Source organism: Serratia grimesii NBRC 13537 (assembly GCF_001590905.1).
Taxonomy (GTDB): Bacteria; Pseudomonadota; Gammaproteobacteria; order Enterobacterales; family Enterobacteriaceae; genus Serratia; species Serratia grimesii.
In genome coordinates this window covers 111,125-137,788 of record NZ_BCTT01000010.1, presented here as the reverse complement: position 1 = coordinate 137,788, position 26,664 = coordinate 111,125, and the positions used below count along the sequence as shown (strand labels likewise).

25 protein-coding genes are annotated in these 26,664 nt (G+C 52.6%); 11 read left to right on the top strand and 14 right to left on the bottom strand.

The window, feature by feature from the left end:
• Positions 1-18: 18 nt before the first annotated feature.
• Together SGR01S_RS12450 and yebS are read right to left on the bottom strand one after the other, a co-directional pair.
• A complete protein-coding gene (locus SGR01S_RS12450; RefSeq protein WP_037422506.1) occupies positions 19-2,649 on the bottom strand; it encodes a PqiB family protein in 2,631 nt (876 codons plus the stop codon).
• Positions 2,618-3,865, bottom strand: a complete 1,248-nt coding sequence (yebS, locus tag SGR01S_RS12445) for a membrane integrity lipid transport subunit YebS (RefSeq protein ID WP_037422578.1) — start codon at positions 3,863-3,865, stop codon at positions 2,618-2,620. The genes SGR01S_RS12450 and yebS overlap by 32 nt, the downstream gene beginning before the upstream one ends.
• Before the next feature lie 538 nt (positions 3,866-4,403).
• Between yebS and msrC the strand changes: the two genes are divergently transcribed.
• The 5 genes from msrC (at position 4,404) to htpX (ending at position 9,323) form a co-directional block, all read left to right on the top strand.
• Complete coding sequence (gene msrC / locus SGR01S_RS12440) at positions 4,404-4,901, top strand: free L-methionine (R)-S-oxide reductase MsrC (RefSeq protein WP_061807584.1); 498 nt, start codon at positions 4,404-4,406, stop codon at positions 4,899-4,901.
• A gap of 95 nt (positions 4,902-4,996) precedes the next feature.
• The gene (gene proQ / locus SGR01S_RS12435; protein WP_061807583.1) at positions 4,997-5,707 is read left to right on the top strand and encodes an RNA chaperone ProQ; all 711 of its coding nucleotides are present in this window, start codon (positions 4,997-4,999) and stop codon (positions 5,705-5,707) included.
• A 19-nt stretch (positions 5,708-5,726) separates the two neighbouring features.
• Complete coding sequence (prc, locus tag SGR01S_RS12430; protein WP_061807582.1) at positions 5,727-7,763, top strand: carboxy terminal-processing peptidase; 2,037 nt, start codon at positions 5,727-5,729, stop codon at positions 7,761-7,763.
• A 100-nt stretch (positions 7,764-7,863) separates the two neighbouring features.
• A complete protein-coding gene (locus tag SGR01S_RS12425) occupies positions 7,864-8,247 on the top strand; it encodes a DUF4260 domain-containing protein (protein WP_255212223.1) in 384 nt (127 codons plus the stop codon).
• A gap of 197 nt (positions 8,248-8,444) precedes the next feature.
• Positions 8,445-9,323, top strand: a complete 879-nt coding sequence (gene htpX, locus SGR01S_RS12420) for a protease HtpX (RefSeq protein WP_012144856.1) — start codon at positions 8,445-8,447, stop codon at positions 9,321-9,323.
• A gap of 48 nt (positions 9,324-9,371) precedes the next feature.
• Here the strand turns inward: htpX and SGR01S_RS12415 are convergent, their stop codons facing one another.
• On the bottom strand, positions 9,372-10,766 hold the full coding sequence (locus SGR01S_RS12415; protein WP_037422514.1) for an MFS transporter: 1,395 nt from the start codon (positions 10,764-10,766) through the stop codon (positions 9,372-9,374).
• A gap of 225 nt (positions 10,767-10,991) precedes the next feature.
• On the opposite strand from SGR01S_RS12415, the gene kdgR reads away from it, so the two are divergent.
• Positions 10,992-11,783 (top strand): DNA-binding transcriptional regulator KdgR, encoded by a 792-nt coding sequence (gene kdgR / locus SGR01S_RS12410; protein WP_037422517.1) that lies wholly within the window; start codon positions 10,992-10,994, stop codon positions 11,781-11,783.
• Positions 11,784-11,844: 61 nt separating this feature from the next.
• On the opposite strand, the gene phnR is transcribed toward kdgR, so the two are convergent.
• Positions 11,845-12,567: a phosphonate utilization transcriptional regulator PhnR gene (phnR, locus tag SGR01S_RS12405; protein ID WP_061807581.1), complete on the bottom strand. Its 723-nt coding sequence runs from the start codon at positions 12,565-12,567 to the stop codon at positions 11,845-11,847.
• A 143-nt stretch (positions 12,568-12,710) separates the two neighbouring features.
• Here phnR and phnW point away from each other — a divergent pair, with 143 nt between their 5' ends.
• Positions 12,711-13,814, top strand: coding sequence for a 2-aminoethylphosphonate--pyruvate transaminase (phnW, locus tag SGR01S_RS12400; protein WP_061807580.1), 1,104 nt, complete (start codon positions 12,711-12,713; stop codon positions 13,812-13,814).
• Positions 13,815-13,822: 8 nt separating this feature from the next.
• Complete coding sequence (phnX, locus tag SGR01S_RS12395; RefSeq protein WP_037422527.1) at positions 13,823-14,632, top strand: phosphonoacetaldehyde hydrolase; 810 nt, start codon at positions 13,823-13,825, stop codon at positions 14,630-14,632.
• A gap of 65 nt (positions 14,633-14,697) precedes the next feature.
• On the opposite strand, the gene SGR01S_RS12390 is transcribed toward phnX, so the two are convergent.
• The 4 genes from SGR01S_RS12390 to SGR01S_RS12375 form a co-directional block, all read right to left on the bottom strand.
• On the bottom strand, positions 14,698-16,089 hold the full coding sequence (locus SGR01S_RS12390; RefSeq protein ID WP_037422585.1) for an L-cystine transporter: 1,392 nt from the start codon (positions 16,087-16,089) through the stop codon (positions 14,698-14,700).
• 183 nt (positions 16,090-16,272) lie between these two features.
• Positions 16,273-16,821 carry a metal-dependent hydrolase gene (locus SGR01S_RS12385; RefSeq protein ID WP_037422530.1) on the bottom strand — a complete coding sequence of 183 codons (549 nt, stop codon included), beginning with the start codon at positions 16,819-16,821 and terminating at the stop codon, positions 16,273-16,275.
• Between the two features lie 401 nt (positions 16,822-17,222).
• The gene (gene hxpB / locus SGR01S_RS12380) at positions 17,223-17,888 is read right to left on the bottom strand and encodes a hexitol phosphatase HxpB (RefSeq protein WP_061807579.1); all 666 of its coding nucleotides are present in this window, start codon (positions 17,886-17,888) and stop codon (positions 17,223-17,225) included.
• Between the two features lie 64 nt (positions 17,889-17,952).
• Positions 17,953-19,239: a hypothetical protein gene (locus tag SGR01S_RS12375; RefSeq protein WP_061807578.1), complete on the bottom strand. Its 1,287-nt coding sequence runs from the start codon at positions 19,237-19,239 to the stop codon at positions 17,953-17,955.
• A gap of 195 nt (positions 19,240-19,434) precedes the next feature.
• On the opposite strand from SGR01S_RS12375, the gene SGR01S_RS12370 reads away from it, so the two are divergent.
• On the top strand, positions 19,435-19,995 hold the full coding sequence (locus SGR01S_RS12370) for a YniB family protein (RefSeq protein WP_037418522.1): 561 nt from the start codon (positions 19,435-19,437) through the stop codon (positions 19,993-19,995).
• Positions 19,996-20,035: 40 nt separating this feature from the next.
• Here the strand turns inward: SGR01S_RS12370 and SGR01S_RS12365 are convergent, their stop codons facing one another.
• Complete coding sequence (locus tag SGR01S_RS12365) at positions 20,036-20,905, bottom strand: fructosamine kinase family protein (protein WP_061807577.1); 870 nt, start codon at positions 20,903-20,905, stop codon at positions 20,036-20,038.
• 263 nt (positions 20,906-21,168) lie between these two features.
• Between SGR01S_RS12365 and SGR01S_RS12360 the strand changes: the two genes are divergently transcribed.
• Positions 21,169-21,618: a GNAT family N-acetyltransferase gene (locus SGR01S_RS12360; protein ID WP_061807576.1), complete on the top strand. Its 450-nt coding sequence runs from the start codon at positions 21,169-21,171 to the stop codon at positions 21,616-21,618.
• A 36-nt stretch (positions 21,619-21,654) separates the two neighbouring features.
• Here SGR01S_RS12360 and SGR01S_RS12355 read toward each other — a convergent pair whose 3' ends face one another.
• The 5 genes from SGR01S_RS12355 to ghoS all read right to left on the bottom strand — a co-directional run bounded on the left by SGR01S_RS12355 (position 21,655) and on the right by ghoS (position 25,637).
• Positions 21,655-22,515 (bottom strand): metal ABC transporter permease, encoded by an 861-nt coding sequence (locus tag SGR01S_RS12355; protein ID WP_037418531.1) that lies wholly within the window; start codon positions 22,513-22,515, stop codon positions 21,655-21,657.
• Positions 22,515-23,375 carry an iron/manganese ABC transporter permease subunit YfeC gene (yfeC, locus tag SGR01S_RS12350; RefSeq protein WP_037418535.1) on the bottom strand — a complete coding sequence of 287 codons (861 nt, stop codon included), beginning with the start codon at positions 23,373-23,375 and terminating at the stop codon, positions 22,515-22,517. Before yfeC ends, SGR01S_RS12355 begins: the two co-directional genes overlap by 1 nt.
• Positions 23,375-24,265 (bottom strand): manganese/iron ABC transporter ATP-binding protein, encoded by an 891-nt coding sequence (locus SGR01S_RS12345; RefSeq protein ID WP_061807575.1) that lies wholly within the window; start codon positions 24,263-24,265, stop codon positions 23,375-23,377. The genes yfeC and SGR01S_RS12345 overlap by 1 nt, the downstream gene beginning before the upstream one ends.
• Complete coding sequence (locus SGR01S_RS12340; RefSeq protein WP_061807574.1) at positions 24,262-25,206, bottom strand: metal ABC transporter substrate-binding protein; 945 nt, start codon at positions 25,204-25,206, stop codon at positions 24,262-24,264. The genes SGR01S_RS12345 and SGR01S_RS12340 overlap by 4 nt, the downstream gene beginning before the upstream one ends.
• Before the next feature lie 131 nt (positions 25,207-25,337).
• Positions 25,338-25,637 (bottom strand): type V toxin-antitoxin system endoribonuclease antitoxin GhoS, encoded by a 300-nt coding sequence (gene ghoS / locus SGR01S_RS12335; protein WP_037418544.1) that lies wholly within the window; start codon positions 25,635-25,637, stop codon positions 25,338-25,340.
• A gap of 109 nt (positions 25,638-25,746) precedes the next feature.
• Here ghoS and SGR01S_RS12330 point away from each other — a divergent pair, with 109 nt between their 5' ends.
• Positions 25,747-26,412 carry a transglycosylase SLT domain-containing protein gene (locus SGR01S_RS12330; RefSeq protein ID WP_037418547.1) on the top strand — a complete coding sequence of 222 codons (666 nt, stop codon included), beginning with the start codon at positions 25,747-25,749 and terminating at the stop codon, positions 26,410-26,412.
• The last annotated feature ends 252 nt before the right edge of the window (positions 26,413-26,664 follow it).

Genomic DNA, 26,664 nt, shown 5'->3' with positions numbered 1-26,664 from the left:
CCTGACGGTGTCGCGAAATTACTCTTTAGGGATAGCGGTACCCCAGGTTTTCCAGTCTTTCGGCTCTTCAGCATTCAGCATAAAGTGCTTGTTCGGCGTCGACTTCGGTGCCAAAGGAATGCTTGGCGGTGTGGCGAATGCAATGCCGCCGCGAATGAACTGCTGGAATGTCCCACTCTTGATTACGCCACCGGTCAGACCGAACTGCAGGTTATAGCCGGAGGCCAGCCAGAACACGCTGTTGTTACGCACCAGATACTGGTATTTCTTGCTGATACGTAGCGCGACGTGAACGCGATCGGACATGGTACCCAGATAGAAACCTGTGACAGTGCCGACTTCCACACCGCGGAACAATACCGGCGTGCCGATTTGCAGCGACCCGGTTTCTGCTGCATCGAGGATGACACTCAGACCGTCCAGATAACGTGAGTCGGTGATACTGGCTTGCTGCAGTTCAAAGCTGCGCAGTTCGCGGCCCCGTCCCGGTTCAACGTTAATGTAAGGTTGTAGCAGGGTATCGAGGTTGCTCACCCCGGCAGCGGAAATCTCCGGAGATACGATGGAGAAACGGCTGCCCAGACGCGCGAAGGTTTGCACGTATTCCGGGTACAGCACCGCTTTAGCCAGGACTTCATTGCGTTCAGGAGCCAGTTTTAATGAATCTACCTGGCCGATATCAATGCCGAGATAGCGCAGTGGCATGCCTGGTGACAGTTTACTTGCGTCATAGGTTTTCAGGATAATCTGGCTGCCTACTGCACGGGCGGCGGTTTCTGTGGCGTACAACACGCGTTTGGCGCCTTTGTCCAGCGTCACGCCTTGCAGATTGTCGAAACTGATGGCCCCTTTCAGCGCACGATTGAGTGGCGATGCCTGAACCGTCAGACCGCTGCCGTTCAATTGCACTTTGGCGCCGCCTTCGGCCCAGAAAATGCTTTCGTTAGTCAGCAGTTTACGGTATTCCGGGCTGATATAAACATCGACCTCAAATTCGTTGGCTTTAGGGCGTACGTTAACAATCTCGCCCACCTGGAATTTACGATACAACACCACCGATCCCGCCTGTACGTCTGGCAGACTGACAGCCGTCAGTGTCAGGGTAGGGGTCGGGCTATTGCCGATGATGCCAGCCTCTGCTTTTTCGCTATTGCCATATAACGGATACTGGCTGATGGGGTCGCCCTTGCTGCCGGGAATGATACGCACACCACCGTCCAGCCATTCCTGGGCACTGGCGCCAAGAACTTCCATACCGTCCAGTCCCAGTTTGACGTCAACGCGGCTATTGACCACGAACTTACTGTCTTTATGCAACAGACTACGATATTGCGCTTCAATGGCGGCAGTAAACACCACACCGTTGGCGGTCAGAGCGCGGCTCATTACCTGACCAACCTTGACGCCATGCACGACCAGCGGCTGACCAACGTCGATGCCGTAGCTTTGCGGTGCATTGAGCGTCACGGTCAGGACGCCCGGTTGTTGTAGCAGTGTTTCACTGCTATCCAGAACGTTGAAATGCTGCTGTGGTTCACCTTCACCCGGCACCAGCTCTAATGTATTGCCCGTCAACAGTTGGCTAAGCTTGGCGTCGTTAAGGCTCAAGCGCGGGCTGCGCATGACGATCCGTGTGCCACTACGCATCAAATCCACAACCGAGGGATCGATAGTCAGCTCGCCGGTGACCTTGCTGTCTTGCTGTAAGGTGAGCTTGGTCAGGGTACCCACTTGTAACCCTTGGTAAATCAGCGGAGTTCTGTTTTCGGTCAGATTGTTGCCGCTCGGCAGATCCAGAGTGATGTTGACGCCACGCTGGCTGTGCGCTAAATCGGGATACAGGGTATAGCTTTGATCGGCTTTAGCTTGTGGGCTGTCGAGCGGTGAGTCAAAGGCAATGGCGCCATTGACCAAGGCTGTCAGGCTTTCCATCTCTACTGACGCGCCTGCCAGGCTAAAATCGCCTTTGAAGCCCGACACATTCCAAAAACGGCTGCTGCCTTTCACCAGGTTGGCAAAGCGGCGATCGATCAGCACGTCGATAGTGACGCCTTTATTGCCTTCGGAGATGGTGTAGTCATACACCTTGCCGACGGGAATTTTACGGTAGTACACCAGCGAACCTGTATTCAGTGAACCGAGATCGTCTGCGTGCAGATGAATCATGAGTTCGCCGGTGTTGAGCCGGTACTTGGGCTGGGTATCGAGTGCAGTAAAGTGGGTTTGCGGTTGCCCGCTGCCTGGCATCATGCCGATATAGTTACCACCGACCAGGGCATCAAGACCCGAAACACCGGCCAGTGAGGCTTTTGGTGTCACCAGCCAAAACTGGGTGCCGTCGCGTAGTGAGTCTTCGAGGTCACTTTTGATACTGGCTTCGACCACGATGCTGCGCAGATCCTTGCTCAGGCTGATGCTCTGCACGGTACCGACTTCTACCCCCTGGTAGCGGACAGGAGTACGCCCGGCGACGATGCCCGCCGCAGACTGGAAGTCTATGGTTACTGTGGTGCCACGCTCCTGGAAGTTGTTATAGACCAACCACCCCGCGATCAGCAGAGCAATAAATGGCAGTAACCAGAATGGCGAAATACGGCGCTTGTTTTTGACCCGCGCCTCAGTCGGTGTATTCGGCGTTTCCTGTTGCATGTGCATCCCAAATCAATCGGCTATCCAGCCACTCTACGGCAAGAATAGTTAAAATAACCGCAGACCCAAAGTAAAAGGCCGCTGGTCCCATAGTAAAAGATAACAGTTGGTCGCGATTCACCAGCGACATCATTAACGCAATAACAAACAGATCGAGCATCGACCAGCGCCCGATCCAGGTCACCAGCCGCAGCAGACGGATACGTGTTTTCAAACTGTGCGAGGTCTTGAAATGAATGCTGAACAGCAACGTAATCAACACAATGACCTTGGTAAAGGGTACCAGTACGCTGGCAATGAAGACGATTGCGGCAATGGGCGCATTGCCAGAGGTTGCCAGCGAGACGACGCCAGAGAAGATGGTATCTTCCAAACGCGCACCATTGGCGTAAATAATTGAGATAGGCAACAGGTTGGCCGGGATCAGCAAAATCATTGCTGCAATCAGGGCCGCCCAGGTTTTTTGCAAACTATACGGCTGACGATGGCACATCGGAACATGGCAGCGTGTACAGCGGCCACGTTCGTCAGGGTAGCCGGTGAAATGGCACGACAAACAGACATGCAGTGCCGCCGGGGGGCCTTCTGGCTGTTCCTGCGGGTAATAACGCTCCCATAATTGCTCCAGATTGACATGGATCAGCGTGAGGATACTGAGCAAGGTGAGCAACAGGTACGCAATCAGCGCGCTGCCTGCCTGGATGTCGGCGTATTCCTTGACTTTGATTGTCGCAACCGCCATACCAATCAGGTAAATATCGAGCATGACCCACTCTTTCAATCGGTCCAGCATCAGCAGAACCGGCCGCAAATTCATGCCCAGTGCATGACCAAACCGCAGGTAAAGCAGTGACAGCGCCAGCGTCAACGGGGCGCCAATGGTACAGAATGCCACCATACTGGCGGTGATGGGATCGCCCTGACGGCTCATCTGCCAGATACCTTCCAGCAGGCTGGCGTCGATACGCACGCCCAGCAAACGGATACTGATCAGTGGTTCACTGAAAGCGAATGGCATTAATAGCAGCATCGTGACTGCCATGGCGGTGAGTCGGGTCATTGACCAGTCGCGGCCACTCACTACTTTTGCCTCGCAACGCGGGCAGTAAGCTGCCTGGTTACCGCTGAGTGGCGGTAACACGAATAGCAGGTCACATTCGCAACAACGTTGGTGGCGAGCTTTGGAAAGTGGTGCGGTGATCGCGTGTATTTTCATCATGACAAAAGCTGCCCTAAAGCCCGCCGGATTTCATAGCGTAGCTGAAAAATAAACCTGGTATAACCTGCTGATGATAAAGCTCAGGGCGCCAACGCAGGGTAAACAGGGTTTCTGCGAGGCAAACATACCTTGCCCGACAGGGGTTTGTGAAGCAACAGTTCAACAACCCTAGGGCTATTGGCATTTAATGCTTATAGCACGGGGGATCAATTGCGTGATTGTGCAGGTTGGACAATGGCTTAACAACCGCCACCGGAGAGTATCCAATACATTGATATAAAAAGAATAAAACTTACGTCACTCGACAAGGTGACTGCCGGGCTAACTTGTTGTTTCAAAACGTCTCATGATTGGTTTGGACAACCCGATGTAATAGCAATTATGCTGAGGGTCAGCCTACAGAAAAATGGCAAGACAGCAAAACTACCTGCATGATATACAATAGAAAATCAAATCTCTTGTCGCTCATGCGCATTATGACTGACCCCTGTGTTTCTTTATATTAGGCGCAGGAATAGAAAACCATGGTTAACAAATGACTAAAGAAGAGTTCTACACAGATTTAAAACGTGATTTATGTGCGCTGCTCGACGGGGAAACCAACTTTATCGCTGCGTTGTCCAACGCCAGTGCGTTGATCAACGAGCGTCTTGACGACGTGAATTGGGCCGGCTTTTACCTGATCGACGGTAAGCAACTGGTGCTCGGTCCGTTCCAGGGAAAAATCGCCTGTGTGCGTATTCCGGTGGGTAAAGGCGTATGCGGTACCGCAGTGGCGGAAAACCGCGTTCAACGCGTTGGCGATGTCCACGCGTTCCCGGGACATATCGCCTGTGACGCGGCCAGTAATGCAGAAATTGTGCTGCCGCTGAATGTTAGCGGTCAGATTATCGGCGTTCTTGATATTGACAGCACAGTTTATCAACGTTTCGACGAACAGGACGAAAGGGGCCTGGAAGCAGTGGTGGCGGGGCTTTGCGCGCAGCTGGAACAGTGTGATAGTGCGAAATATGTCACTGTTGCAGCAAGTTGATCTACGGTTAACGTGGCATTTACCGATGGCGTCATTATAATGACGCCTGTTCATGCCTGCGCTGGTTGGCAAACCCGTTGTAATCAGGAAATTTCATGGAAAATCAACCTAAGTTGAACTCTAGTAAAGAAGTCATTGCTTTTCTTGCCGAGCGTTTTCCGCTCTGCTTTAGCGCCGAGGGCGAAGCTCGCCCGTTGAAAATCGGTATTTTTCAGGATCTGGTCGAGCGTGTTCAAGGGGAAGAAAACCTGAGTAAAACGCAATTGCGTTCTGCTCTGCGCCTGTACACCTCAAGCTGGCGTTATCTGTACGGCGTCAAAGTTGGCGCACAGCGCGTCGATTTGGACGGTAATCCGTGCGGTGAGCTGGAACAGCAGCATGTCGATCATGCCCGTCAACAGCTTGAAGAAGCGAAAGCGCGCGTTCAGGCACAACGTGCCGAACAAAACGCGAAAAAACGTGAAGCTGCCGGTGAATCAGCCGATGCGGAACCACGCCGTCCGCGCCCAGCAGGTAAAAAGCCTGCCGTGCGTCGTGAAGGTGGAGCCGCACCGGAGAACCGCAAGCCGCGCCCACAAACTCGCCCACAGCCAGCTCGCCAACCTCGCCCAGTAAAAGAGGAAAGCCAGCAGCGTCATGTGCCAGTCACGGATATCTCTAAACTGCAAATTGGCCAAGAAATCAAAGTCAGAGCAGGCAAGAGCGCGATGGATGCTACCGTACTCGAAATCGCTAAAGATGGCGTACGTGTGCAGCTCTCTTCCGGTCTGGCGATGATTGTGCGCGCAGAACACTTGCAGTTCTGATACGGAGGCCAACCAAGGCATGAACAAATTTGTCAGATTAACAGCAGTCGCGGGTCTGTTGTGGGCAGGTGTAAGTTACGGAGCGGACACAGCCAACATCCGCATCGATCAACTGCCTCAGCTTCAGCAGGAACCGCAACATGCTACTGTGAGTGAGCGCGTAACTTCGCGCTTCACTCGCTCTCATTACCGCCAGTTTTCCCTCGACGCGGACTTTTCAGGCAAGATATTCGATCGTTACCTGAATATGTTGGACTACAACCATAATGTGTTGTTGGCCTCTGACGTGGCGCAATTCGCTAACAAGCGCAATCAGCTTGGCGAAGAACTGAAAAGCGGTAAGCTGGATACACCATACGCGCTGTACAATCTGGCTCAGAAACGCCGTTTTGAGCGTTTTACCTATGCCTTATCGCTGCTGGAAAAGCCAATGAGCTTCACCGGCAACGACACTATCGATCTCGACCGCAGCAAGGCGCCGTGGCCGAAAGACAAGGCCGAACTGGACAGCTTGTGGGATGCGAAAGTCAAATATGACGAGCTGAACCTCAAGCTTACCGGTAAGACCGACAAGGAAATACGCGATACGCTGACCAAGCGTTATCAGTTCGCGATTAAGCGCCTGACGCAAAGCAACAGCGAAGACGTATTCCAACTGGTGATGAATGCCTTTGCGCATGAAATCGACCCACATACCAACTACCTTTCTCCTCGCAACACCGAACAGTTCAATACCGAAATGAGCCTGTCATTGGAAGGCATTGGTGCTGTGTTGCAGATGGATGACGATTACACCCTCATCAATTCCATGGTGCCAGGTGGCCCAGCGGCGAAGAGCAAGGCGATTACCGTGGGTGACCGTATTGTTGGCGTTGGCCAGGCAGGCAAACCTATGGTTGATGTGATCGGCTGGCGTCTGGATGACGTGGTTTCCCTGATCAAAGGGCCAAAGGGCAGCAAAGTGCGCCTGGATATCCTGCCAGCAGGCAAGGGTACTAAAACGCGGGTGGTTACACTGACCCGTGAGCGTATCCGTCTGGAAGACCGTGCAGTGAAAATGACCATCAAGACTGTCGGCAATGAGAAAGTTGCGGTGATGGATATTCCCGGCTTCTACGTTGGCCTGACCGATGATGTGAAAGTGCAGTTGCAGAAAATGGCCAAGCAAAACGTCAAGAGCCTGATCATCGATCTGCGTACTAACGGTGGTGGTGCTCTGACTGAGGCGGTGTCGCTGTCTGGTCTGTTCATTCCGAGTGGTCCGGTTGTGCAGGTACGTGACAACAACGGTAAAGTGCGTGAAGACGCAGACACCGATGGCGTGACCTATTACAAAGGACCGCTGGTGGTACTTGTTGACCGTTTCAGCGCCTCGGCATCCGAAATTTTTGCTGCGGCAATGCAGGACTACGGCCGCGCATTGATCGTCGGTGAACCAACCTTCGGTAAAGGTACTGTTCAGCAGTACCGTTCGCTGAACCGCATTTACGATCAGATGCTGCGTCCTGAATGGCCGGCCCTGGGCTCTGTGCAGTACACCATTCAGAAGTTCTATCGCGTAAATGGCGGCAGTACTCAACGTAAGGGTGTGACGCCGGATATCCTGATGCCAACCGGTGTTGATCCAGCAGAAACCGGCGAAGCGTTTGAAGATAACGCGATGCCATGGGACAGCATCAATGCTGCGACCTACACTAAAACCGGGGATTTGAAGCCGTTCGAGCCTGAATTGCTGAAAGATCATGATCAGCGTATCGCGAAGGATCCTGAGTTCCAGTACATCGCGCAGGATATCGCGCATTACAAGGCACTGAAGGACAAGCGTAACATCGTTTCACTCAATCTCGCCCAGCGTGAGAAAGAGAACCACGATGATGATGCTACCCGCCTGCAGCGTATTAATGACCGTCTGCAGCGTGCCGGTAAGAAGCCGCTGAAGTCACTGGATGATCTGCCGAAGGATTACCAGGAACCAGACCCATACCTGGATGAAACAGTGCATATCGCACTGGATCTGGCGCACCTTGACCAGGCGCAGCCAGCGGCGGCGAAGTAACGCAGTCGAACATCAGCAAATGAAAAGCGCACCTTCGGGTGCGTTTTTTAATGGGCGCTCCTGAGGCGCTTGTCGACGTTAAACACGCGGTGAGGTCAATATGATGAGCAACCTAACGCCTACGATGCGTACCCTGCTGCGGCTTGAAGCGCTGCTGGTTCTGAGCCTGTCTGTCGCGATATATTATTACCAACACTATAGTTGGTGGGTATTTGCCGGTTGTTTTCTGCTGCCTGACATTTCATTTCTCGCCTATACACGGGGTAAAAAGGCCGGGGCGATAGGGTATAACATCGCACATTCCTATATAGGTCCAATACTGTGTGGGCTGGTGTTTGTATGGTTCCAACAGCCGGTTTGGTTGATGGTGGCACTGATTTGGTGTGCGCATATCGGCTTTGACCGCACGTTGGGTTATGGGCTGAAATACGCTGAAGGGTTCGTTTATACCCACCTCGGGCGTTTGAATAGCAAACAGCGCTGAATTTCCGTTAGAAAACCCACCGCTTTACGCAACAATCGTTTACAATTTGAAAAGCATTGCTTGCACGCCATTTTTGTAAAGTTTCGTATTTTTAGTAGGTTAATGGCGTGCAACTCTTGAAACTGTGACGAATGCCCATACGATCTAGGGTATCCGAGACAGCGTTTTGTTAACATTTATGAGGAAGTAAACATTTTATGATGCGTATAGCTCTGTTCCTGCTCACCAACCTGGCGGTGATGTTGGTTTTCGGGCTGGTACTCAGCCTGACGGGAATCCAATCCAGTAGCGTTCAGGGCCTGATGATCATGGCTGGTCTGTTCGGCTTCGGCGGTTCGTTTGTCTCATTGCTGATGTCTAAATGGATGGCGCTGCGCTCCGTTGGCGGGGAAGTGATTGAACAACCGCGTAACGAAACTGAAAACTGGTTGCTGGAAACAGTACGCCGTCAGTCACAACAGGCAGGCATCGCCATGCCGCAGGTGGCGATTTACCATGCACCGGATATTAACGCCTTTGCTACGGGGGCACGCCGTAATGCGTCGCTGGTTGCTGTCAGCACCGGTCTGTTGCAGAGCATGAGCCGTGACGAAGCAGAAGCGGTTATTGCCCACGAAATCAGCCACGTTGCCAACGGCGACATGGTCACCATGACGCTGATTCAGGGCATCGTGAACACCTTCGTAATCTTTATCTCACGTCTGATCGCACAGGCGGCCGCAGGCTTCCTGGGCAACCGTGACGGCGAAGGGGAAGGTAACGGTAACCCGATGATCTATTTCGGTGTGTCGATGGTATTGGAACTGGTGTTCGGCATCTTGGCCAGCATCATCACCATGTGGTTCTCACGTCACCGTGAGTTTTACGCCGATGCCGGCTCTGCCAAACTGGTTGGTCGCGAGAAGATGATTGCGGCATTGCAACGTTTGAAAACCAGTTACGAACCGCAGGAAGCGGGCAACATGATGGCATTTTGCATCAACGGCAAATCCAAGTCGTTCAGCGAACTGTTCATGTCGCACCCGCCGCTCGATAAGCGTATCGAAGCGCTGCGTTCAGGTCAGTACCTGAAGTAGTCCTGATAACGTTAAAAACCCCGGCTTGCCGGGGTTTTTTTATGCCTGCTATTTGGCTTGTTGCTGACTTTCTGCCGGTTGTGCTCGCGGTTGGGTAATACGCAAGCTGCTGACCGCCGCCGCCAAAGTGGCAAAGGTGCCTGCCAGGATCAATGAGGCGTGAGTACCGGAGGTGGGGAACAGGTTAAACATCAGCGCCACCAATGCAGCGCCAGAAGTTTGCCCCAACAACCGTGCAGTACCGAGCATACCGCTGGCACCGCCGCTACGGTTACGTGGGGCGGCGGAAATAATCGTGTGGTTATTGGGCGATTGGAACAACCCAAAACCGGCACCGCACAGAACCATACGCCAGATAATATCCAGATCTGACGGGTTATGCGGCAGCATCGCCAGCAGGAACAACCCCAATGCAAATACCGCCAGGCCGATACATCCCAGCAGCCCGGCGTGGATATGTTCTACCAGCCGCCCTGCAAGTGGTGCCATGACGATAATTGCTAACGGCCAGGGCGTTAGCAGCAACCCGGTGGCGACCTCATCACGACCTAATGTGCTTTGCAGAAAGAACGGCAACGAGACCATTGCCAACATTTGTGCCGCGAACGAACAAATTGAAGTGCCCATCGACAGTGCAAAAATGGGGATGCGCAGCAGATCTACCGGCAGCAAGGGGAATTCCTGACGCAACTGACGGCGAACAAAGAAAAAGCCAATCACCAGCAATGCAGCGATTTCACTGAAAATCAATGTCAGGCTCTGGCCTTGAGCAAAGCCGCTGATAGCGGTAATCAACAACCCAAAGGTCAGAGCGTTCATCACGGCGCTAGTCGGATCAAAACGCTGGTTAGTGCTTTTCTGGCTATTGGCCGGGAGATATTTCATCCCCAACAACAGCGCAACGATGCCGATCGGCAGGTTGATGGCAAACAACCATTGCCAGGACGCAACAGACAGGATCGCCGCTGCTACGGTGGGGCCTGCCGCCGAGGAAAAGGCGACAATCAGCGAGTTGATGCCCATACCACGCCCAAGGAAACGCTGCGGATAGATAATGCGGATCAATGCGGTGTTGACGCTCATGATGGCGGCGGCACCAAAACCTTGCAGAACGCGGGCAATGGTCAGTGTCGTCAGTGAGTCGGACAGGGCACAAAACAGTGACGTAATACTGAAAACCAACAGGCCAGCCTGGTAGATTCGGCGATAGCCAATCAAGTCACCGAGTGAGGCCAACGACAACAGTGAAATGGTAATGGCCAACTGATAGGCGTTCACTACCCAGATGGAGCTGGCTGGACTGGCATTCAGATCACGGGCGATGGTTGGCAATGCCACGTTGGCAATCGCACCGTCGAGCACTGAAACAGTAATGCCCAAGGCAATGGCAAGGATAGCCCCATAGCGCTGCGGGACGGGGAGGCCGTCAGTACAAGGACGCATGTTGATCTCGGCGGTATTAATTCGGGGGAGTATTACCATGCTAATCATATTCGTCTGCGATTGCATCCACAGTTTCGCACGCAATTGTAATAACCAATGAGAGCAAAACGCCGAACCCTTTCCTTCTCAGGCATTTATCCCTTGGCTAGATTGCATGGTCTCTGAGGTACCGCGTATACTGAAACTCTTGTTCAAATTTCTTAAAACAGAAGCTGGGTAGGATATATGGTTAACGCAGATCCAGATAAGCAACCGGATGCCGTGTCATCTGTGCTAAAGGTTTTTGGTATCTTGCAGGCGCTGGGCGAGGAACGCGAGATCGGCATTACTGAGCTTTCCCAGCGGGTGATGATGTCCAAAAGTACCGTCTACCGTTTTTTGCAGACCATGAAGTCCTTGGGCTATGTGTCGCAGGAAGACGAGTCGGAAAAATATGCGCTTACTCTCAAACTGTTTGAACTGGGCGCCAAGTCGTTACAGAGCGTTGATCTTATTCGCAGCGCTGATGTCCAAATGCGTGAGTTGTCGCATCACACCCGTGAAGCCATTCACCTTGGGGCATTGGATGAAGATAGCATTGTCTATATCCATAAAATCGACGCCATGTATAACTTGCGTATGTACTCGCGCATTGGCCGGCGTAACCCTCTGCACAGCACCGCAATCGGTAAAGTGCTGCTGGCCTGGCGTGACCGGGCGGAAGTAGCCCAAATCCTGTCTCAGATTGAATTTACCCGCAGTACCCCGAACACCCTGACCGACGCCACCGCGCTGTTGTCGTTGTTGGATCAGGTACGTGAACAGGGTGTGGGTGAAGACATCGAAGAGCAAGAAGAAGGGCTGCGCTGTATTGCGGTGCCGGTATTTGACCGCTTTGGTGTGGTCACTGCGGGTCTGAGCATTTCGTTCCCTTCAATTCGTTACTCCGAAGACGCCAGAGCAGATTACATCCAACGTCTGCATACCGCCGCGCGTAACATTTCCGAGCAAATGGGTTACCACGACTACCCATTCTGATCCTGTCTGTACGAGGACTTAAGGGCGCAGCCATTCACGGCCGCGCCTTTTTATTTTGGGCTTACATTTGCGTATCGACCTCAATACGCAGGCTGTCGTGACGCCAATATTCGATGTCGAAATCGAGGATGCGGCCTTGCTGATCGTAATTCAATCGTCGCAGTAGCAGGGCCGGCAGGCCAACCATCGCACCCAATGCGGCTGCGGCGTTGTGTGGCAGAGCGGTTGGGTAAAACGACAGATGCATTTTGTGGTAGGTCAGGTGGTAGTGTTGCTGATAAATTTCGGTCAGGCTGCCATTGAGATCTCGGCGGAGTAATTCCGGCACTCGTTCGGGCAGACAGTGGTTTTCGCAGTAACAAATTGCCCGGTCATCGGCATAGCGCACACGACGTAGCAGATAGATTTTATCTGATGGCGATAATGCCAGCGGTTGCATCACGTCATGCGGTACCGTGGTTTTTTCAGCGGATAATAGTGCGGTGCGAGCCACGCGCCCTTGTTCCTGGCACAGCCGGTGAAAGTTGGTGTTCTGCGTCGGATCCAACCACAGCCGTTCTGGCGTCACAAACCACCCCCGGCGATCGGCACGGTAAATGGCCCCGGTCGCTTCCAGTTGCGCCAGACTTTCACGGACGGTGACCCGGGTGGTGGAGAAAATGGTGCACAACTCGCGCTCAGAAGGCAGTTTATCGCCCGTCTGTAACTCGCCAAGGGTGATACGCGTCTGTAACTGATCCTTGATTTGCAGGTAGTGGGGTATCTCGCTCTGATGCTCTTTCATTTCAACTCGCTATGACATTTCGGCACGTGCTCATTATACATGCGCAGATGAATTTTTTGTTTCAGCTACGGTTGTCGTTTGACCCCAGAGTAAATTTACCGCCACTATACCGCAATCTGGTATAGACCAATTGGGTGGATGAAATGTCTGAACATAATTACCTGTTGTTAACGCCTGGACCACTGACCACGTCAAAAACGGTGAAAGAGGCCATGTTGTTCGATAGCTGTACCTGGGATGAAGATTACAACCTGGGTGTAGTGCAGAGCATCCGTCAGCAGTTGGTGGGGTTGGCGACTCAATCAACAGGCTACACCTCGGTGTTATTACAGGGCAGTGGCAGTTTTGCCGTAGAAGCAGTGTTGGGAACGGTGATTGGCCCACAGGACAAACTGTTGATCGTCAATAACGGCGCTTACGGTGCACGCATGGTTGAAATGGCCAGGTTGATGGACATCAATCACCATGCATTTAACTGCGGTGAAGTGAACGAGCCGGATGTGGACGCAATGGAAGCGGTGCTGAAAAGCGATACGCGTATCAGCCATATCGCCATGGTGCATTGTGAAACCACGACGGGAATGCTCAATCCGCTGCAGCGAATCTCGGGCTTGGCGGCGCGTAATGGCAAAACGTTGATTGTGGACGCAATGAGCAGTTTCGGTGGCATTCCGTTGGATGTGGATGCATTGGGCATTGATTATCTGATCAGCTCTGCCAATAAATGCATTCAGGGCGTGCCGGGTTTTGCTTTTGTGATAGCCCGACATCGCGAGTTGGAAAAGTGCATTGGACGTTCCCGTTCGCTGTCGCTGGACTTGTATGCCCAGTGGCGCTGCATGGAAGATAACGCCGGCAAATGGCGTTTTACATCGCCCACTCACACCTTACTGGCTTTTGCGCAGGCGTTGCGCGAGCTGGAGCAAGAAGGGGGCATTAATGCGCGTAACGCCCGTTACTGCGCTAACCAGCAACGTTTGGTCGCAGGGATGCGCGCACTGGGGTTTGAAACGTTGCTGGATGACGAACTTCACTCACCGATCATCACTGCCTTTTATTCGCCTAAGGCAGAAAATTACCGTTTCTCAGAGTTCTATCAGCGCCTGAAGCAACAGGGCTTCGTTATTTACCCAGGGAAGGTATCGCAGAGCGATTGCTTCCGTATTGGCAACATTGGCGAAGTGTATCCGCAGGATATCGACCGTTTGCTGGCCGCGGTCGGGCAGGCAATGTACTGGGAGCGATAAGGATGAGTATGAACCAGATTAATGCAGTGATTCTCGATTGGGCTGGCACGACGGTGGACTTTGGTTCTTTTGCGCCGACGCAGATTTTTGTCGAGGCCTTTAAGCGGACCTTTGATATCGACATTAGCTTGGCTGAAGCACGTGTTCCAATGGGGTTGGGCAAATGGCAGCACATTGAAGCCTTGGGCAAACTGCCGGCGATAGATGCACGCTGGCAGCAACAGCTCGGCCGTTCTATGAGTCATCAAGATATTGATAGGTTGTACCAAGCCTTTATGCCGTTGCAAATTGCCAAGGTCGTCGACTTTGCCGACCCCATTGAGGGGGTTCCGCAGGTGATTGCAGCGTTACGTGCACAAGGGATCAAGATTGGCTCGTGCTCGGGTTATCCACGTGCGGTAATGGAGGTGCTGGCACCTGCGGCGGCGCAGCGTGGTTATGCTCCGGACCACTGGGTGGCGACGGATGATTTGGCCGTTGGCGGCCGTCCCGGTCCGTGGATGGCGTTGCAGAACGTGATTATGCTGGGTATTGATGCTGTGGCGCATTGCGTTAAGGTGGACGACGCCGTGCCAGGTATCAGTGAAGGCATCAACGCGGGAATGTGGAGCATCGGGTTGGCGCTGTCTGGTAACGAATTCGGCGCTACCTGGGAAGAATACCAGCAAATGAGTGGTGCGGAGATTGAACGGCGACGAAAGCTGGCGGCGGACAAGCTGTATGCTGCTGGGGCACACTATGTGATTGATACATTAGCACAACTGCCGGGGGTGATTGCCGAAATCAATCAGCGGTTGGCGAGTGGCGAACGGCCATAGTCGTTTCGCAAACATAAAAAAACCGGGGCTGATGAAAGCCCCGGTTTTTTTAGTGCTGACGAAATTTACTGGTGAGCCAGTTCGACTTCGTCTTCGCTGTCCATAATGGACTTGTCAGTTTGCTTCATCAACTGGCTGGTGATGGTACCGGCAGCCATAGAACCGTTAACGTTCAGTGCAGTACGACCCATGTCGATCAGCGGTTCAACCGAGATCAGCAGGGCAACCAGGGTAACTGGCAGGCCCATTGCCGGCAGAACGATCAGTGCGGCGAAGGTTGCACCGCCACCCACACCGGCAACACCAGCAGAGCTGATGGTGACGATACCGACCAGGGTGGCAATCCACACCGGGTCCAGCGGGTTAATACCGACGGTTGGGGCAACCATGACTGCCAGCATCGCCGGGTACAAGCCCGCACAGCCATTCTGGCCAATAGTGGCGCCGAACGAGGCCGAGAAGCTGGCAATGGATTCCGGAACGCCCAGACGACGGGTCTGCGCTTCCACGTTAAGTGGAATGCTGGCAGCGCTGGAGCGGCTGGTAAAGGCGAAAGTGATGACCGGCCATACCTTGCGGAAGAACTTCAGCGGGTTAACGCCGGTGAATGCCAACAGGGCGGCATGCACTGCAAACATGATCGCCAGACCCAGATATGAGGCGACGACGAAGCTACCCAGTTTGATGATATCGTGGACGTTAGAGCCGGCGACCACTTTGGTCATTAGCGCCAATACGCCGTATGGCGTCAGCTTCATCACCAGACGTACCAACTTCATTACCCAGGCCTGCAGGGTATCAATCGCCACCAGCACGCGTTCGCCTTTAGGCTTGTCGTCTTTCAGCAGTTGCAGCGACGCCACACCGAGGAAGGTCGCGAAGATCACCACGCTAATGATCGACGTTGGGCTGGCACCGGTCAGATCGGCAAACGGGTTTTTAGGAATGAAGGACAGCACCATCTGCGGTACGGTCAGATCAGCCAGTTTGCCCACGTAGTTGCTTTGGATCGCTGACAGACGCGCGCTTTCTTGCGCCCCTTGTACCAGACCTTCAGCGGTCAGGCCAAACAGGTTGGTCACCAGCACGCCCACCAGTGCCGAAATCAGCGTGGTGAACAACAGGGTACCGATAGTCAGGAAGCTGATTTTGCCCAAAGAAGAGGCGTTATGCAGCTTGGCAACCGCGCTCAGAATAGAGGCGAATACCAGCGGCATCACAATCATTTGCAGCAGTTGCACATAGCCGTTACCGACAATGTTGAACCAGCTGATGGATTCTTTCAGTACCGGGTTGTCCGAGCCGTATACCAGTTGCAGTGCCAGACCGAACACCACGCCCACGACCAAGCCGACCAGTACTTTTTTCGCCAGACTCCATTGCTTATGGCGGGTTTGCGCCAACAGCAAAAGGAGGGCGACAAAAATCACCACGTTAATAACGAGCGGAAGATTCATCCCCAATGTCTCCAATATTTTTTCTTATATAAAAATGGCTATGCACCATGGCGTAGCAATACTAAATATCGTAACAGTTTGCGCAGTGGCTCACTTATATCCAAATGGAATTTGATATAACTCCGTGCATTAATTTGTTTAATTAATGTACTTAATGGGTATTAAGTGGCCATTTTTTTGTGATCACAGTCTGATATTTTTTATTTGCTCAAAATATGACTGCACTGGGATGGTGCACCCGCCTTGCCAATAGATAGCGAAAGCCACCAGGCATAGACACAGAGCACGCTCAAGTTGATTGCCTTTCTGAGAATTGAGCAGTGGCAAGCGAAAACGCCAACGGCAGGGCCAAAGTAAGGGCACACCAGCAGGGGTAAGCATATCTGCCAGCAGGTGACTGAAGTAACCAATGATCATAGCGTGCAGTACATCGGGAGGGATAGGCCAGCTGCGCGGTACATCAAGCTGGAACAACGCCATCCCACCCGCGATCGCCAGTAAGCTATGGGTAAAGCCACGGTGGCCAAATGCGCGTGAAATGGGAATGGCAATCCAGCGCAGGCGCTGGCCCAGCACCGATTTGGGGTGATCAATATCGGGGAGTAATGACGTCAACAGCGCGGCAGGGATGATATGCCACCAGTCGCCGGTAGCCAGCTCCGGTGTTACCTCGGCCTTCTTGGCGAAAATCGCGCAAGCGACAGAGAAAATAAGATGTCCTTCCGCGGTCATACTGCTGTTCCGGCTTATAAACTGTTAATTTATCCAGTATATGGGAAAATTCCCAGTAGTGGAAGCAGTTACCCTGTAACCAATTGTTTATTTTACCCGGTTTTACAAAGGCTTGTTGTCTCTCAATGATTAATTATCGGCCATTTTTCCAGGACAGGGTTTGTAACGCGGGAGAAAGCGCCGGGCGGTAGGGTTAGGGTGTGTGGCAGTGACAGCCTGCGCCAAACGCCCGGTACTTTCTTATTGCTCCAGCATAAAGAGGGCGGCACAGTAACTCAATAAAAATGAAATAACGTTTTATTTATTTTATGACGAAAGGCGGGTTTTATAAATTAACTGGTGCGTTTTAGGTGGGGCAAAGACATGCATCATGGCATCGGGGTAAACCGATGCCATGAAGATTACGCCAGGTGGTCGGGTGTCAGCTGTTCGAGACTTTCCAGCTTATGATCCGCCAATGTCCAGCGAGCATCGTGCCGGTATTCGTGCGCTGGGATAACAATTGAACGCATTCTCGCGGCCTTGGTGGCAATCATACCGTTAAATGAATCTTCCAGCGTAATGCAGTGCAGCGGATCGCTGCCGAGGCGTTCGGCGGCGATCAGATATACCTCCGGATGCGGTTTGCTGTAAGGCAAATATTCGGCGGATACCAGTTGGTCAAAGTAGCCTTCGAGATCAAACATCTTCAGCACCTGCTGCTGCATGTGCAGTGGCGAAGCCGAAGCCAAACCGATATTCAGATCCAGACTGCGGCACAGCTCCAACGCTTGCTGTACGCCCGGCAGTAATGGCCGTTTCTCACGGACTAACTCGATGGCACGCTCGATAATCCGGCTGGAAACCTCTTCCTGTGAAGCGCCTTGCCACGGCATGGCTTGGTACCACATTTTCACCACCAGATCGATGCGCAGACCCAGGGTATCTGGCAATTTGTGGCGGTCAGATAAATCCAGCCCCAGTGCGCCAAAGATATCCAGTTCCGCCTGTAGCCACAGCGGTTCTGAATCAATCAATAAACCGTCCATATCAAAAATAGCGGTTTCAATACGTTGCGAATAGGCCATTAGCGGTTAACTCCTGCCGACGCCGGTGAATGTGCCCGACACTTTACCATCGCCCGTGATGAGACTAAAACTTTTGCCTGCGCGGTTGAGCTTTGCCGTAGCGCAGAATCCGCCACATGTCTTGCAATTTTGGCCACCAGCGCTGGTGTTGACGTTCGGTAACTTGCTGTAGCATCCGTGCATAATCCAGCACCAACCCCGGTGTCCAGGTCATACTTTCTCCACGGCTACGCAGGACCGCGAGCATCCACAAGTTAGGATCGAGTATCAGCAACAGGAAGCGCCGCCACAGATGTTTATCGCCCAGCACGCCTTCCAGTGCACTGTCGAGCGCCAAAATGACCGTGGTGGAACAGTTACGACGGGTCAGATTGTAGGTGGAGTCCTGATGATAGCGCTGCCAGAACGCGCGTAGCGCCGTGGGATTATAGCGATGGAACTGAATTTTCTTGTCCGGTGGGCACCAGGCTGCTACTTCTTGTTGCAAGTCCGGTAGAAAGCGGCCGTCAACGTTGTTTTTCTCGCCGGAATGCAGCAACTGGCGAAAGTCCTGTGCAGACTGGCTGATATCGTTAAGCGGGTAATGGCTGATATATACGTCCGGTGCCAGCGCCAGGGCGGCGTGACCGGTAGAGATATTACCGTTGCCGTCGACGGCAGCGATGTAGCGATCGACGATGTAACGTCGGCGGGCATCTTTTGCTGAACCTATCGGCGTCCAGATATACAGGGTGAGTGGGGTGGCTTCATCCGTCCCCGAAGACGTGGGGTGCGCTGGCTCGTGGTTCTTATTCAGTGCAAAAGTCTCTAACCGTCGGGCAATACGTAACAGTGCCCAACCGGAAAGCAGAATCATCACGCCGAGGCAAAAAGGCACCGTCATCCGGTGAGGTACGGGCCAGCCGATAAAAATCATCAATGAAAGCAGGATTTCGCCACCCCCTGCCAATGCGACTGTCTTCCAGCGGCTGTGTTGGATGACCGTGGAAGAGGCAATTCGCACGGCACCGTCGAGCAGCAACGCGCTGCCAAATACCAGAGTGGCGACGATGTTATCGTCGGCTGGCACGTCCAGCACTAGAAAGGCCAGAAACAAGAAGCCGAGCCCCTTCAACAATACCGGGCGGCTGGCGGAGGAGCCAACCACCAGTGCGGCGGAAATGGCCACCAGTCCTTCGAGCGCCAACAGTACCGCCAGTGCATCCAATGCCAGTACGGAGCGGCCGTCCTGCAAAACGTCGAACAGCATCAGTGCACCGACAGCTATCCAAAACCAGCCAAACAGCACCAACATGCGTCGCTGGCTGTGCAGTGCCTTCGCACCCAGCAATAAGATAATCAGGCGAATCATGCGGGCTCCCGTCTAAACGAACTCATTTAACTATATAACGATTTAATGGTAACGCGCGGTCGCTATTAATCTGTCGACTTTGGATTATCCCGGCTACGCTTGTAGCACAGTAACGCTGAAGAAAACGATGGGCGAGCTTCAGTAACTACAGGTAGACTTAGGCAATTACGGTTACGTCACTTACAAGGGGAACACATGACGTATCAACAGGCTGGGCGGATCGCCATTATAAAACGTATTCTTGGTTGGGTGGTTTTCATCCCTGCATTGCTATCGACGCTGATCTCTATGTTGATGTTTGTGTATCAGCACAGTGAAAAGACGAAAGGCATTAATGCGGTGATGCTGGATTTCGTTCACGTAATGGTAGATATGGTGCGCTTCAATACGTCGTTTCTGAATATCTTTTGGTATAACTCGCCGGTGCCGGACGTTGAGAAAAGTTTGTTCAGTGGTTCTAATCTGATGTTCATCATCATTTATATTCTGATTTTTGTCGGGCTGGCACTCCAGGCTTCGGGCGCGCGTATGTCGCGTCAGGTGAAATTTATTCGCGAAGGATTGGAGGATCAAATGATCCTCGAGCAGGCCAAGGGCAGCGAAGGCCATACACGTGCGCAGCTGGAAGAACGTATCACTCTGCCGCATCACACCATTTTGCTGCAATACTTCCCGCTTTACATTTTGCCGGTGGTGATTGCTGTGATCGCCTGGTTTGTAATCAAGCTACTCGGCCAGTTGGCTGGCGCGGCTTGAAGCCAGATGAAGACAAGGCGCTGTGTTCAGCGCCTTGACGTTACTGTGGTTCAGGATGCAACAATACATCCACTGCGCGCTGAGCCCTGACCAAATGCTGCCCACCAAACAGATTGCTACGGTTAAGCAGATAATACAGCTGATACAGTGGCTGACGTTCGATAAAACCGCTCTCTAAGGGCCATACGCTCTGGTAGCCGTCATAAATCTGCGGTGGCAACTCCGGATATAATGGCAGCATCGCCAAATCACATTCTCTGTCTCCCCAATAACAGGCCGGATCAAACAGCAGCGGACCGTCAGCGGTCATAGCGCAGTTAGCGGGCCACAAATCGCCGTGCAGCAGAGAAGGCTGTGGCTGATGGTGTTGGAGCCGCAAATAGACGATGTCGACAATTTCATCAATATCACCAAAGGTCATGCCTTTTTCCGCCGCCATTTGTAACTGCCAGCCAATGCGTTGTTCGGCAAAAAACTCTGACCAGCGTCGTTGCCAGGCATTGGGTTGGGGGGTAGTCGACAGATCGTTGTCGAAGTCGAGGCCGAATTGCGGTTGCTCACTCCACTTATGCAGAGAGGCCAGCTGTTGGCCAAGACAGTAAGCGCCGTGGGCGTCAAAGGGTTTAAGGGGGTGGTATTCCAGTAGTAGGAAACTGTAATCACGATCGCTGCCAACGCCGTACACCTGAGGTACCCGCACGGTTTTACTGCGTGCCAGTAATGCCAATTGGTCGGCTTCAGCGGTAAAGATGGGGAGCAATTCCCGCGCATCGCATTTGACAAAGACCTGCTTGTCACCGTAACTCACGCGCCACGCCGGGTGAATATCGCCCCCGGGCAGTTCGATTCTTTCGCGAATTTCTGCGCTGCCAAGATGTTCACTTAACAGACGACTAACGGCTTGCCACATGGTACACCCCCTCTGTGCTGCCTGCGAATTCATTAGGTTAGCGTCTTTAGCCTTGTGAAAACACGACCTGGCGCACAGCTGGCACCAACAATCGGCGATTTTCTCGCCACCCGCGTTTGCTCAAAGTATATACGCTATTGATTAATTTAAGCACTGTGCATGTTGCAACTTGGTGACATGAGAGAGATGTTTATTAGGCTGATTGCATATGTCGCGACAGTAGAACCTTTAGATAGTCTTCATTATCAATGAGATGAGAACAAATGGAGTCAAACCAGCAATGGCAGCGCGGTGAATACCTGATCACCAGTGATAAACGTGATTTAAATGTCGTCTTTACGCATGCTTTTTTGACCACTTCAACGTGGGCGAGTGGTATCTCGGTGCAGACGGTGCAACTGTCAATCGACAACAGCCTGTGTTTCGGTTTGTACCATCAGCAGCAACAGATTGGTTTTGCCCGTCTGGTGACGGATTACGCCACTTTCGGTTATTTGTGTGATGTGTTTGTCTCCCCGGATTATCAGGGGCAGGGGTTAGCGCGTTGGCTGATGGATTGCACGTTGGAACACCCTGTGCTGCAACGGTTACGACGGATTATGTTGGTGACGGGCACTGCGCCGTGGTTGTACAAAAAAGTGGGTTATGAAGCGGTGAATCGCGAAGATTTTGTTTGGCATATTGTTCGACCGGATATCTACCAGCAGCACTAAGAGAAGCGGCGGTGCCATGTTGCACCGCCGCCTGTTTTAGGGTTTTTCGCTGAGCAAACCTTCCTCGTGACGTTGTAACGGTTTAAGTTTGCTGTAGAGCAGGGCGAAAACGAACAAGATTGCCTGGACGATCACAATGCAGGGCCCTGTGGCACCATCGATGTGGAAGCTGATCAAGGTGCCTAGCACGCAGGAGAATACCGACACCACCGTGGCAACGATCAGCATGCGATCGAAACTGCGGCACAGCATAAAGGCAATAATGCCCGGTGCAATCAGCATCGCAATCACCAAAATCACCCCCACCGCCTGTAGCGAAGCGACAATGGTCAGCGCCAGCAGACACAGTAGGCCGTAATGTAGCAGCTTCACTGGCAGGCCAATAACTCTGGCATGGTTAGGATCGAAACAGTAGAGCATCAGGTCTTTGCGTTTGAGCAACACCACAACCAGGGTGATACCGGCCATCACCAACGTTTGTTTTAGCTCTGCATTGGTAATGCCCAGCATGTTGCCGAATAGAATGTGGCTCAGGTGCTGATCGGTATCGACACGGGAGAACAGTACGAGTCCGAAGGCGAACATGCCGGAAAAGACGATGCCCATCACTGTGTCTTCTTTCACCCGACTGTTCTCTTTCAGGTAACCAGTAGCCACTGCGCAGAAAATGCCGGAAAAAAATGCGCCGATAACCACGGGAATGCCTAGCACGAAAGCCACCACAATACCGGGAAGTACCGCATGTGAGATGGCATCGCCCATCAGGGACCAGCCTTTAAGCACCAAATAGCAGGACAAAACGGCACAGACGACACCGGTCACGATGGCGGCCAGGATCGCCCGTTGCATAAAGGGATAGGCGAAAGGCTCGCTAAACAGCTGATACAAGGTTTCCATCAGTGGCCTCCGGTCTGTTCATGCGCCACACGTCGTTTGGACGCCAGCAAGCCATGTTTGGGCGCGAAGAAAAATGCAGCCAGGAACACCAGCGTTTGCAAGGTTACGATCACGCCACCGGTCGCGCCGTCGAGGAAGAAGCTCAGGTATGCACCGAGACCACTGGTTAGGGCACCGATAATGATGGCAATGATCACCAACCGGCTGAAACGGTCAGTCAGCAGATAGGCGGTGGCGCCTGGTGTGATCACCATGGCAATCACCAAAATTGCGCCAACGGTTTGCAATGCTGCGACGGTACAGGCGCTGAGAAGCGTGAAAAACAGGATCTTCAAACGTAGCGGTGACAGGCCGATAGACACGGCGTGGTTTTCATCAAAGAACACGGCCAGCAAGTCTTTCCATACCAGACAGAGAATCAGCAGAGAAACACCGATGATAATTTCGACCTGCAATACGTCTTCGTCAGCAATACCGAGAATGTTGCCGAAGATAATGGATTGCACGTTAACCGACGTTGGATTGAGCGAAACGATCAGCAGGCCTACGGCGAAGAAAGTGGAAAAGATAAAACCGATAATGGCGTCTTCGCGTAGGCGGGTGACGTGACGTACCAGCGTCATGGCCAATGCGGCCAGCATTCCGGTGAAGAAGGCGCCGGCAGCGTACGGCAGCCCAAGCGCATAAGCACCTGCAACACCGGGCACGACGGAATGCGATAGCGCATCGCCCATCAGTGACCAGCCTTTCAACATCAAGTAGGCCGAAAGGAATGCACAAGCGGCACCGACGATAGCACTAACCCAAATGGCCTTGACCATGTAGTTGTAACTGAAGGGTTGTAACAGAAGTTCCAGCATCAGGGGTGTTTCTCCTTTGGCTGGCTCTGCGCGGGGGGATCGCTCTTGGTATGTCCATAGAACACCGCTGGGCGCTCGTCGTCGGTCAATACTGTTACGGTACGCGGGTCGTTATCGTCGTGCAGATCTGGGCCTGAGAGGTTGATATGACGTAATACGCCGCCGAAAGCCTGTTCCAGGTTGCTCTGGGTAAAGGTGGTTTCGGTCGGCCCAGCGGCCAGCACGGTTCGGTTAATCAGGATGACCCGATCACAAAATTCCGGCACGCTGCCCAGATTGTGGGTTGAGACCAAAATCAGGTGTCCTTCATCGCGCAGTGCACGTAGCAGGTCGATAATGGCGTTTTCGGTCTTGACGTCGACACCGGTAAAAGGCTCATCCAATAGGAGTACAGTGCCTTGTTGGGCCAGTGCCCGAGCCAGAAAAACACGTTTCTTCTGGCCACCGGACAGTTCGCCAATCTGGCGGGTGCGCAATTCGCTCAGGCCAACGCGCTCTAATGCTTTATCGACGCGCAACCGGTCTTCCTTTGACGGAATACGCAGAAAGCTCATTTTGCCGTAGCGGCCCATCATCACCACATCTTCCACCAGCACAGGGAAATTCCAGTCGACGTCTTCGGTTTGTGGGACGTAGGCGATAACATTTTTCTTCAGTGCTTGCGCGACCGGCTGCTCGTTCAGTTGCACACGGCCGGTGGTGGGGCGAACCAGCCCCATGATGCTTTTGAATAGCGTTGACTTGCCACTGCCGTTGACACCAACCAGCGCGCAGATTGCACCGCCACTTAAGCTGAAGCTGGCGTTGTGGATCGCGGTATGACCGTTGTTGTAGGTCACGGTAACGTCGTCCACGCTTAACTCAGGGCGGACAAAAACCTCAGTGGTCATTGATCAAATCCTTTGGCGATGGTTTGTACGGTAACATTGAGCAGGTCGATATAGGTCGGGACCGGCCCGTCCTGAGTGGACAGCGAATCGACGTACAGCACGCCGCCATATTTTGCACCGGTTTCTTTCGCCACCTGTTTGGCTGGCTTGTCAGAAATAGTGCTTTCGCTGAATACCACAGGGATATGATGAGCGCGGACGGCGTCGATCACTCGGCGAACCTGCTGCGGTGAGCCTTGCTCATCAGCATTGATGGGCCACAGATACACTTCTTTTAACTGGTAGTCTTTCGCCAGATAGCTAAAGGCACCCTCACTGGTTACCAGCCAGCGCTGAGCTTCGGGAATGCGTGCCAGGCGTTCGCGTAAGGGGGCGTCCAGCGCGGAAATTTTGGCCGCATAGGTTTTGGCATTGCGGTTATAGATTTCTGCATTCGCGGGATCGTGTTGCACCAATGCTTGGCGAATGTTCTCGACATATACCAGCGCGTTAGTGGCGGACATCCAGGCATGGGGATTCGGGTTGCCGTTATACGGGCCTTCACGGATCGGGAGCGGGGTGATGCCTTCAGTCACTACGGCAGCGGGCACTTGTTTAATGTTCTCGAAAAAACGTTGGAACCAGCGTTCCAGGTTCATGCCGTTCCACAAAATAAGATCTGCATGTTGCGCTTTGACGATATCGCGTGGTGTCGGTTGATAATCGTGGATTTCGGCGCCTGGTTTGGTAATTGACTCTACCACGGCAGCGTCACCGGCGACGTTTTGAGCGATGTCTTGAATGATGGTGAAGGTGGTCACCACGCGCAGTTTTTTTTCCGCTAACGCAGCATGGCTAGTAAGACTGACGGTCACTAATAGGCACAGCAGTGCGAAAGGGCGGCAACATGTCCACGACCGAATAATGGACCGGCGTGGAAAAGCGTGTTGTTTCAAAAGCATGGTGACATCTCCTGGCTCAAATGAAAATGATTATCAATATCAATTAGAGCAAAGTCAAGCGTCACCTGCAGATTCACTGCCGGTTATTTCCTCAACAGAAAGAATAATACCGTCCGGTAAGTTATAGCATTTTATGTATCAGTATGTAACCGCTTAACGTAGTCGTCATAGGTGACAATTTCGACCTCTGGGGTTTTTCGCAATGCCACCTCGCCAAGCTTCTGCGCCAATAACAGCACATCCTTTTGATCCAGTGGGGTTATTAGCGCGAAACTGTTACTGCCCAGCTCGTGCGGAACGCCCTGTTCGTCAGTCACTGACGTGACAAATCCCTGAAGGGTTAATTGTCCTGTTAGCTTGGCTAAATCAGCTAATCCTTCTTCCTGATAACGAAAAGTCACCACAAAACACGTCGTTGCAGATTGACTCATAATTCACCTCTTGGTATACGAGTAGCTTGAGAGTAGACCAAAAAAAGCGTACAGGCGTCCTTACAAGTTGTATATGCTACGCAACTCATTGAAAGGAGTGAGGGATTCTGTGAAAACAAAAATAGGTTGCCTGACGGCAATTTTGCTGTTGTCGGGGTGCGCCAAAGACCCGCAAACCGCAAACAATAATTCAAGCAGTGGCACAACGCGTGGCGGTTGGTTAAAGACTCCCCCGCAGGCTCCGGTAAACCGCACAGGGACACCGATAGCTTATAACGATTACATTCGTCAGGCCGCCAACAGTTATGGCGTTGACGAAACGCTGATTAAAGCGATTATTCAGGTGGAGTCCGGGTTTAACCCGAACGCAGTCAGCACCTCGAACGCAGTGGGATTAATGCAGCTGAAACCTTCAACCGCCGGGCGTGACGCCTATCGACTAAAAGGAAGAAGCGGGCAACCAAGCTCGCGTGAGTTGAAGGATCCGGCGGTCAATATTGATCTGGGAACAGCCTATATCAATATTCTTCAAAGCCAGCAGCTAGCCGGGATCAATGATCCACAAACGTTGCGTTATGCCACCATTGTTTCTTATGTGAATGGGGCAGGTGCCATGTTACGTACCTTCTCATCCGATAAGCGCGTGGCGGTAAACCGCATCAATCAAATGAGCCCGGATGAGTTTTATCAACACATCCAGAAAAAGCACCCAGCCCCACAGGCGCCGCGCTATTTATGGAAGGTGACGACGGCCTACCAGGCAATGTCACCCTAGTTCAGCTGTCTTTGCTAAACCGGCCCCTCAATGGGGCCGTTTTTTTTAGTGGCGCGCAGTCAAATCGCGATGTATCTCTCATCTTTCGTTATTTCCCATCCTGTTACCTAAAAAACCGCACGAATAGTTAAATTTACATTAACAGCCAAATCTTTACGTTCATTCAATAAGTTACCGGTAACATTATTGCGTTTGATCACTTTTTGGCCTTCAATAAATGTACAAATAGGTAACAATTTATGTTTAAAACCC

What these genes read in the sequence shown, in the direction of transcription:
- proQ (WP_061807583.1), top strand. Translation starts at nt 4,997, where the DNA reads ATGGAAAATCAACCTAAGTTGAACTCTAGTAAAGAAGTCATTGCTTTT.
- msrC (WP_061807584.1), top strand. Translation starts at nt 4,404, where the DNA reads ATGACTAAAGAAGAGTTCTACACAGATTTAAAACGTGATTTATGTGCG.
- SGR01S_RS12345 (WP_061807575.1), bottom strand. Translation starts at nt 24,265, where the DNA reads ATGACCACTGAGGTTTTTGTCCGCCCTGAGTTAAGCGTGGACGACGTT.
- yfeC (WP_037418535.1), bottom strand. Translation starts at nt 23,375, where the DNA reads ATGCTGGAACTTCTGTTACAACCCTTCAGTTACAACTACATGGTCAAG.
- phnX (WP_037422527.1), top strand. Translation starts at nt 13,823, where the DNA reads ATGAACCAGATTAATGCAGTGATTCTCGATTGGGCTGGCACGACGGTG.
- SGR01S_RS12425 (WP_255212223.1), top strand. Translation starts at nt 7,864, where the DNA reads ATGATGAGCAACCTAACGCCTACGATGCGTACCCTGCTGCGGCTTGAA.
- phnR (WP_061807581.1), bottom strand. Translation starts at nt 12,567, where the DNA reads ATGAAAGAGCATCAGAGCGAGATACCCCACTACCTGCAAATCAAGGAT.
- phnW (WP_061807580.1), top strand. Translation starts at nt 12,711, where the DNA reads ATGTCTGAACATAATTACCTGTTGTTAACGCCTGGACCACTGACCACG.
- SGR01S_RS12415 (WP_037422514.1), bottom strand. Translation starts at nt 10,766, where the DNA reads ATGCGTCCTTGTACTGACGGCCTCCCCGTCCCGCAGCGCTATGGGGCT.
- SGR01S_RS12390 (WP_037422585.1), bottom strand. Translation starts at nt 16,089, where the DNA reads ATGAATCTTCCGCTCGTTATTAACGTGGTGATTTTTGTCGCCCTCCTT.
- SGR01S_RS12375 (WP_061807578.1), bottom strand. Translation starts at nt 19,239, where the DNA reads ATGATTCGCCTGATTATCTTATTGCTGGGTGCGAAGGCACTGCACAGC.
- ghoS (WP_037418544.1), bottom strand. Translation starts at nt 25,637, where the DNA reads ATGAGTCAATCTGCAACGACGTGTTTTGTGGTGACTTTTCGTTATCAG.
- SGR01S_RS12355 (WP_037418531.1), bottom strand. Translation starts at nt 22,515, where the DNA reads ATGGAAACCTTGTATCAGCTGTTTAGCGAGCCTTTCGCCTATCCCTTT.
- SGR01S_RS12370 (WP_037418522.1), top strand. Translation starts at nt 19,435, where the DNA reads ATGACGTATCAACAGGCTGGGCGGATCGCCATTATAAAACGTATTCTT.
- hxpB (WP_061807579.1), bottom strand. Translation starts at nt 17,888, where the DNA reads ATGGCCTATTCGCAACGTATTGAAACCGCTATTTTTGATATGGACGGT.
- SGR01S_RS12360 (WP_061807576.1), top strand. Translation starts at nt 21,169, where the DNA reads ATGGAGTCAAACCAGCAATGGCAGCGCGGTGAATACCTGATCACCAGT.
- prc (WP_061807582.1), top strand. Translation starts at nt 5,727, where the DNA reads ATGAACAAATTTGTCAGATTAACAGCAGTCGCGGGTCTGTTGTGGGCA.
- SGR01S_RS12385 (WP_037422530.1), bottom strand. Translation starts at nt 16,821, where the DNA reads ATGACCGCGGAAGGACATCTTATTTTCTCTGTCGCTTGCGCGATTTTC.
- SGR01S_RS12450 (WP_037422506.1), bottom strand. Translation starts at nt 2,649, where the DNA reads ATGCAACAGGAAACGCCGAATACACCGACTGAGGCGCGGGTCAAAAAC.
- SGR01S_RS12340 (WP_061807574.1), bottom strand. Translation starts at nt 25,206, where the DNA reads ATGCTTTTGAAACAACACGCTTTTCCACGCCGGTCCATTATTCGGTCG.
- kdgR (WP_037422517.1), top strand. Translation starts at nt 10,992, where the DNA reads ATGGTTAACGCAGATCCAGATAAGCAACCGGATGCCGTGTCATCTGTG.
- htpX (WP_012144856.1), top strand. Translation starts at nt 8,445, where the DNA reads ATGATGCGTATAGCTCTGTTCCTGCTCACCAACCTGGCGGTGATGTTG.
- yebS (WP_037422578.1), bottom strand. Translation starts at nt 3,865, where the DNA reads ATGAAAATACACGCGATCACCGCACCACTTTCCAAAGCTCGCCACCAA.
- SGR01S_RS12365 (WP_061807577.1), bottom strand. Translation starts at nt 20,905, where the DNA reads ATGTGGCAAGCCGTTAGTCGTCTGTTAAGTGAACATCTTGGCAGCGCA.